Source organism: Mesorhizobium sp. WSM4829 (assembly GCF_055811475.1).
Map to the genome: position 1 here is coordinate 197,112 of NZ_JBVVQJ010000008.1, position 6,812 is coordinate 203,923.

Sequence of the window (6,812 nt, forward strand, 5' to 3'; positions counted from 1 at the left end):
ACGCCATCGCTCCCGATGAAACCGAACTCTCGCAAAGGCCGTCGGCAGCATTCGTCATGCCGGAAAGCCTGGACAACAGCAGAAAGCCCGCGCCCTCGGGGAGAAGACGCGGGCTGACCGGAGCTACCGATCTCGCAGCATTGTATGAGGGGACAATACTACACTGCTGGCACTAAACTTTCGTCCCAGGACAGTGTTCCAGCCTCACAGGCTGGCGCAGGCAAAAAAGTCCGCCGTACCCGCAGGTGCGACGGGGCGATCAAGCGGTCACCAAGCACGGCTTGGGGGCTGAGAATGTGCCCGGTGCGCGCGGACCGAGAAAAATCATTCGCGTGCCGGCTGCCCGGCGTCTACCAACCGCCAGTTGGAAGAGTGGGCCGAACGGAGAGCCCGCGCCTCTGCTGGAACAAGGACACGGCCTATTCGGCGCGCTTGCTGGCTCAGTCCGGCGCGCGCCTGGACGCGGCTTCCGCGCCCGGTCAATTCGCCTGGAACAAAACATTCCAGAGGTGGTTTTCCCCATGAAGGGACAGACTTTTCGAAGGAGACGTCTCGTGAAAAAAGTTCTGATCACCAGTATGCTGGCCATAGGCGTTGGCTGTGGCGCAGCATTCGCTCAGGAACAGCAGCCGGCCCAAAGCCAGTCCGGCACCGACTGCCCGGCCGGCTCGGCCGGTTGCCCGGAAGGTGCGATGGGCGAACAGGGTAAGGCCGGCGCCACCACCGAGGAGCAGGCTCAAGGCAAGGCGAAGATGCAGACCGACGAGCAAGCCCAGGGTAAAGCCGGCGTAACCACTGAGCAGCAGACCCAGGGCGAGGCTGGCGCCACAACCGAGCAACAGGCGCAGGACAAGGCCAAGACCGAGCAGCAGACCCAGGGCGAGGCCGGCGCCACAACCGAGCAACAGGCGCAGGACAAGGCCAAGACCCAGACCGAGCAGCAGACCCAGGGCGAGGCCGGTACTGCCACCGAGCAGCAGACTCAGGGCACTACTCAGTCACAGGATGAGACGGAGACCGGCGCGATCAGCAATGTGACCGTTGAGCAGAAAACGCAAGTCACCCAGATCCTCAAGCAGGAAAAGGTCGAACCGGTTGCCGACGTCGACTTTGACATCTCAGTCGGTGTCGAGGTTCCGCGGCAGAGGGTTGAACTGCGTCCTCTGCCACGGCGAATCATCGAGATCGTCCCAGCTTACGAAGAGTACCAGTATTTCGTGTTGGCCGATGGCCGTATTGTCATCGTCGACCCGGATACATTCAAGATCGTCCTTATTCTGACCTGACGCCCTAGTTCGGGTTAATCGAGGGGTCCGCTGCCCCCACGGCGGACCCCTCGTCTGCATCGACAAGTCTCTGCCACCGAAGGCACGGCTATTACGCCTGTTCAAACTGACAGGCTTTCTGCGTGTCGAGGTTCCTTCCAGCCGCTTCCCACCTGGATTACATCTGGACGGCGTCCTCCCTGCTCAAAAGGCCTGAGCTAGGACTTCGGTCTGGCCGCTTGCCGACCATGGGCTGGCTCAGGCAGTGCTTTGGTCCGGGACCGCTATGGCAAAAGCCTGAAATGGGGGAGTTTGTAGGAACCGAGTTCCTGCAGGCGTCGTTGCGATGCCGACACCGTGACAGGAGGCTGCAATGGACCCCAGCATTCACCAGGCACGTTGGCTGCTTTTTCCGGTATTTGGCCTGGTGTTCGGGGTCGCCGCCGTCGGGCTTTTCATCGGCTGATGAGGTCCACCGATGAAGGCAACGCACTCGCGCAGTCATGAGTCCCTTCCTGCGCCAGCGAGACCCACCGGTTCTCCCCCTTGAGACTGGTGGGTCTTGACACAGCCCGATGATGGCGAAAGCCTGATAAATCGGTGCAGTTCAGAAGATTGGCTTGGGCGAAGGATTGACTTGGGCGAATTCGAAATAGGCAGAGATGCAACATAGGGCGTGACGGCAAAAGGATATTCTGGCGTGCTATTGGCAAATTCATTGATCACAGACGCAATACGGCCGCAGCGCCCGAAGCATTGTGAGACAAGAGTTCTCGCCGGTGCGCGGCCTGCCCGGCCTCAATCGCAGCGCAGTCTCAAATCTCTTCGAGGGCTTCGCGTCGCCATCTGCCTGAGCGCATCAGCCTTGGTTCTCGTCGTCAGCCCCTACCGTGTGGCACAGGACGGCCTGTCCCTGACGCTAAGCCCACAGGCCGCCTGGGCACAAGGGAACTCTGGGAACGCTGGGAACTCAGACTCCGGCAACTCTGATTCCGGCAACTCCGGCTCCGGCAACTCTGGCTCCGGCAACTCCGGCTCCGGCAACTCTGGCTCCGGCAACTCAGGAGACACTGAAAGCCCCGGCAACTCTGGAAACGCTCCTGGAAATGCCACAGACCCTGGAAATGCCACAGACCCTGGAAATGCCGCAGCCCCACAGGCCACGGACCCGAACGGCAATGCGAACGAAACAAAAGCACTGAACGTCACGCCGCCGACAAATCCGGCTACCGCGCTAAATCCTGGCAACAAGCCCAAGACGTATATTAACGTGACCACTGGAGACCGGATCGAGGTGCGCGGGGCAAGCGTGGGTGTGGTGCATTCCAACGGGCTGAGCGAGCGCATCGACGGCGGCCATTACGAGATGCGCGATGCCATGGGCCGCACCATCATTCGGCGGCAGGCAAAGAAATCCGATCGGGCAAGACTGCTCCGGATGATCGAGTGATGGCGCGTTCCACAGGCCGCAAGGCTGTCTTGCTTCATGCAGGATCGCGGACAGGCGGATGCTGATGCTCGGTCGCGTCGCGCAATGTCATCGCGGCTTCGGTGCGGTTGCTCACATTGAGCTTGGCCAGAATCCGCGTCATGTGATGCTTTATGGTTTTCTCGTGCAGGTTCAGCTGAAGACCGATCCGCTTGTTGCTCAATCCCGCGGCAACGAGCGTCAGGATCTCTCTTTCGCGACTGGTGAGTTCGGCCAGAACGTCGGGTTTCTCGATCGCGGTTGGTTGGCTGGACAGGTCGACCAACACGCGCGCCGACAATTGCGGACAAACATACCGTTCGCCCATCGCCACCGTGCGCAGTATGGCGGCCAGGGTTCTCGATCCGACACCTTTTAGGACATAGCCTCTTGCCCCGCTCTGCAAGGCGGTCATGACGTGCTGGTTTTCCTCCGAAACGGTCAGCATCACGATTTTCAGATCCGGGTGCCGCTCCAGAGCCGGTTCGACCGCGCTGAGGCCCCCTCCAGGCACCGAGATGTCCATCAGCAGAATATCGAGCTGCTGGTCTTCCGATATCCGCAAGGCGTCATCTCTACTGCTGCCTTGGGCAACGATCTCGAACCCGCCGATCTGCTCGAGGGTGCGCACAACGCCTTCCCTGAACAGCGGATGGTCATCGACAATGGCGAGCTTTATGGCCGCTGCCATCACGCCTGTCCTATTTCGACTGTGTTGAGAACCATTTTCACCACCGTGCCATCCTGTGAAGATGTTACATCAAATTGGCCGCCGAGGCTTTCTACCCGCTCACGCAGCCCGATGAGCCCCAGCCGTTCAGGGTGGATGATCTTCGGGTCGAAACCTGGGCCGGTGTCGGAAACCTCGATAGAAACGCGCTCCCCGTCGAAATGTTTCGCGACTGATTGACCGGCACCCCCGGCATGGTGGAAGCCGTTGTTCAGCGCCTCCTGAATGAAGCGAAAGATGCAGATCTTGGCCGCTGGCGACAAGGGTGTGTGGTTCCCGGTCATGGACAGCATCACTTTGACGCCGGTCCGCTCTTCGTGCGCTCGCACGGCAAGCTCGAGGATTTCCGTCAGCTCGGCATTCTCGACATGTGGCAGCATAAGACCCTTGCTGACATTCCTGATTTCTCGCATTGCATCGTCCAGATTCGCTTTGACCACCTGCAATTCCCGCGCGCGCGCCGCAGCCGGGGTGGCAGGATCGGCTAGCACGGGGCTGTCAATCCCTAGCGCAGCGAGGGCAACCAGTTGCGCCGGCCCGTCGTGCAGGTCAGCGCCGATCCGCCTGAGGTAACGTTCGTTAAGTGCCGTGGCGCGCTGCGAAGCACGCTGCACCCGCAGCCTCAACATTCTGTTTTGAGCAACCAGGACGGAAAGTTCGGCAATGCGCTGCTTCAAGGAGCGGCTCTGCGAACGAATCGTGCGGCTGCCACGAAAAACGATCACCGAAAGACCGATGAAAAAAACCGCGGTGACGGCTGCGACATCGAACCAGGTCCGAACGAGTGCCTGCCGGAGATCCTTTTCAAAATCGGTAGCGATCTCGTCGAATTCCAAAACAGCCACAACTTCGCCCGACCATGGCTGAAGCATCGGATTATAGATTTCAAGAAGATGCAGGCCGCTGTCCCTCTCAGCCTGGTTATCGTAGTGCCTGTCCATTTCAGCAACCATGTCGCCGGCGAATGCGGCCCGGAGATTGTCGCTGAGTGGAAAGCGCTTCCCGACCAGATTTTTATTGGTTGAATAGAGGATGGTGCCATCGCGGCGCCATAGCTTGAACGATTCGAGCCTTTTGCCGAGCGCGCCTTGTCCCAGCGTTTCATCCAGCGCGTGCGCAACACTCTCGTCCAGCATCTCGCTCCTGCGCATGTCGGGAAGCAGCGGCGCGATGACGCTGTCGACGTAAAGAGCGGTAGAGGCGGCCGAGTTCCGGGTGACCGCAGCTTCAATCTGGCTTGTCACGGACATTCCCACCACGATCATCGCCGACAGCGAGAACAGCCCGCCGGCGAGCAGAAACTGAGTGGCCAGCGACAGTGCATTCCACCGATCGAGCAATCTTGTCGGTCTGTATGGCGCCATATCTCCACCGGCCCGGTCGGCGGCGCGTCGCGCCAGCGGCACGATTCGAGAGAACCAGCCAATCTGTCGTCGAACGACGCTAAATGACGCCATCTTTGATCTGCACCGATCAATAACAAGGGAACTTAGGGCTTGCGGGCTGGACGAAAACCGCAACGTTGCGGTTTTTTGCGCAAGCACCACTGCCATGGTTGAGCGAGGCAGCAAATATGACGCCTCAACCACGTGCTACCGGCACCTGTCGCCCCCCTGGCAGCGGCGGAAGGTGCTGCGTACTTTCACTTCCGGTCGCGCAATGTTCTCACCGCTTGCGTAAGGGTCATCCGATCGTTGCCGTTCTTTTTGATCAGCCTGCTGACCTGGCTGGGCGAAACGCCATTTTCTCGCGCGAAATGCTCCACCTCGTAATACTGGTCCACCGACAGGCGGTCGCGGTCGAGAAACGATCGATCTTTGTTGTTGTCGTCCATTTCCGTTTTCCCACTGAAGCTCGTTTGAACATTGGACGCAAACGAGGGACCACCCGCCAAATCGAGGAATGGCGGGTGGTCCCTTATCGGCGCAGGAAGGGACTTAGCTGCGCAGATATCTTCGTCCATCAGCCCCATCGTCAAGTCGGTCGTTCGTCAGCTGACGACTATTCCAATTGCCAGGAAGGCAATGGAGACAGCGAAGACCGGTGCAAGTAGCCAGCGGGCTTGGTGAACACTATTCTCCATCGATTCCTCCCGTGACGCACGGCGAGCAACGAGTGCTGGCAGTCGTGGTTCCGGGCCACACGCCATCGTCGCCCTTTGCGCACGACAATTCAGACTTAGGTCCAACGGCATGGCGTCTCTGGTCGGACCGAAGCCCAGCCGCGGAACGTTTGCAGCTGTCTCGTTGTTGAAGGCGAGCTTGGCGCGACGAAGATGCGTCCCAGCGCAAGACAGCTCATTAGGAAGGAAAAACTTATGAGAATGCATCTTTCCACTGCAGCCGCAGGATTTCTGCTGCTGGCAAGTGTCGGCGCCGTGGCTGCCCAGGACGTGATCATCCAGCCCGAACAGGAGACCGTCATCAGGGAGTATGTGAAAAAGCAGCCGCTCGCCTCGGTGAACCTGCTTGGCGTGGAGCTCAATATCGGCTCGGCGCTGCCCGAGACGGTCGAGCTTCATGAGGTTCCCGACGTCCAATATCGCTACGTCGTCGTCGACAATCGGACCGTTCTTGTTGATCCAGGCACACGCAGGATCGTTAAAATCATCGATTGACTGAAATGGCCTGGGGAGGAGAAGCTCGCCGCTTGGACGCGGCGGGCCTTCTTGCCGTTTCGCTGTCGCCTACGGTTCATAGCGCCTACGGTTTCATAGCGCCCATGGTTCATAGCAATTGAAGCGTGCAGTCGGTGCGCCCCGACACCCGCGGCATCGTCCTTTGGACGCGTCAGACTTAGGTCCTACGCAAAGGCCTGCCGAATCGGACCGAAGCCCAGCTAAGGAACGTTTGCGGCTGCCTCAAGTTTGGGTAAGCAAGGCGCTGATGCCGTCCGGCGCAAATGGGCTTACAAATCACAGACATAAAGGAGGCAGTTATGAGAATGCATCTTTCCACCGCAGCCGCGGGCCTTTTTCTGCTGGCCAGCGTTGGCGCTGTTGCCGCTCAGGACGTGATCATCGCGCCTGAACAGGAGACCGTGATCAGGGAATATGTGAAAAAGCAGCCGCTCGCATCCGTGGAACTCCCTGGGGTGGAACTCAATATCGGTTCAACGATACCCGAGACGGTCGAGCTTCACGAGGTTCCCGACGTCGAGTATCGCTACGTCGTCGTTGACAATCGCACCGTTCTTGTTGATCCCGGCACACGCAAGATCGTCAAGATCATTCAGTGACCTGAACGCGAGGGGAGGAGAGGCCCGGGGCCCGCGCGAGACGGCGGGGGGGGGGGGTGGGAGGGGGGGGGTGGTATAGAGTAAAAGGAAAGAAGAGTGATTTACTCACGAG

General features: G+C 59.5%; 7 protein-coding genes. 4 read left to right on the top strand and 3 right to left on the bottom strand.

Annotated features, from left to right (window positions below; translation table 11 throughout):
• Positions 1 to 554 precede the first annotated feature (554 nt).
• Both AC0L17_RS10830 and AC0L17_RS10835 read left to right on the top strand, forming a co-directional pair.
• The gene (locus tag AC0L17_RS10830) at positions 555 to 1,286 is read left to right on the top strand and encodes a DUF1236 domain-containing protein (RefSeq protein ID WP_473515810.1); all 732 of its coding nucleotides are present in this window, start codon (positions 555 to 557) and stop codon (positions 1,284 to 1,286) included.
• Positions 1,287 to 2,130: 844 nt separating this feature from the next.
• Positions 2,131 to 2,715, top strand: a complete 585-nt coding sequence (locus AC0L17_RS10835; RefSeq protein ID WP_473515811.1) for a hypothetical protein — start codon at positions 2,131 to 2,133, stop codon at positions 2,713 to 2,715.
• A gap of 34 nt (positions 2,716 to 2,749) precedes the next feature.
• Here AC0L17_RS10835 and AC0L17_RS10840 read toward each other — a convergent pair whose 3' ends face one another.
• From AC0L17_RS10840 to AC0L17_RS10850, 3 genes are all read right to left on the bottom strand, one after another.
• Positions 2,750 to 3,424 (bottom strand): LuxR C-terminal-related transcriptional regulator, encoded by a 675-nt coding sequence (locus tag AC0L17_RS10840; RefSeq protein WP_473513718.1) that lies wholly within the window; start codon positions 3,422 to 3,424, stop codon positions 2,750 to 2,752.
• Positions 3,424 to 4,827 (bottom strand): sensor histidine kinase, encoded by a 1,404-nt coding sequence (locus AC0L17_RS10845; protein WP_473515832.1) that lies wholly within the window; start codon positions 4,825 to 4,827, stop codon positions 3,424 to 3,426. The genes AC0L17_RS10840 and AC0L17_RS10845 overlap by 1 nt, the downstream gene beginning before the upstream one ends.
• A gap of 278 nt (positions 4,828 to 5,105) precedes the next feature.
• Entirely contained in the window at positions 5,106 to 5,426 is a 321-nt protein-coding gene (locus AC0L17_RS10850) for a DUF3606 domain-containing protein (protein ID WP_473515812.1), read from the bottom strand.
• A 354-nt stretch (positions 5,427 to 5,780) separates the two neighbouring features.
• On the opposite strand from AC0L17_RS10850, the gene AC0L17_RS10855 reads away from it, so the two are divergent.
• Both AC0L17_RS10855 and AC0L17_RS10860 read left to right on the top strand, forming a co-directional pair.
• A complete protein-coding gene (locus tag AC0L17_RS10855; RefSeq protein WP_027156174.1) occupies positions 5,781 to 6,080 on the top strand; it encodes a DUF1236 domain-containing protein in 300 nt (99 codons plus the stop codon).
• A gap of 320 nt (positions 6,081 to 6,400) precedes the next feature.
• Positions 6,401 to 6,700, top strand: a complete 300-nt coding sequence (locus AC0L17_RS10860) for a DUF1236 domain-containing protein (RefSeq protein WP_031256955.1) — start codon at positions 6,401 to 6,403, stop codon at positions 6,698 to 6,700.
• The last annotated feature ends 112 nt before the right edge of the window (positions 6,701 to 6,812 follow it).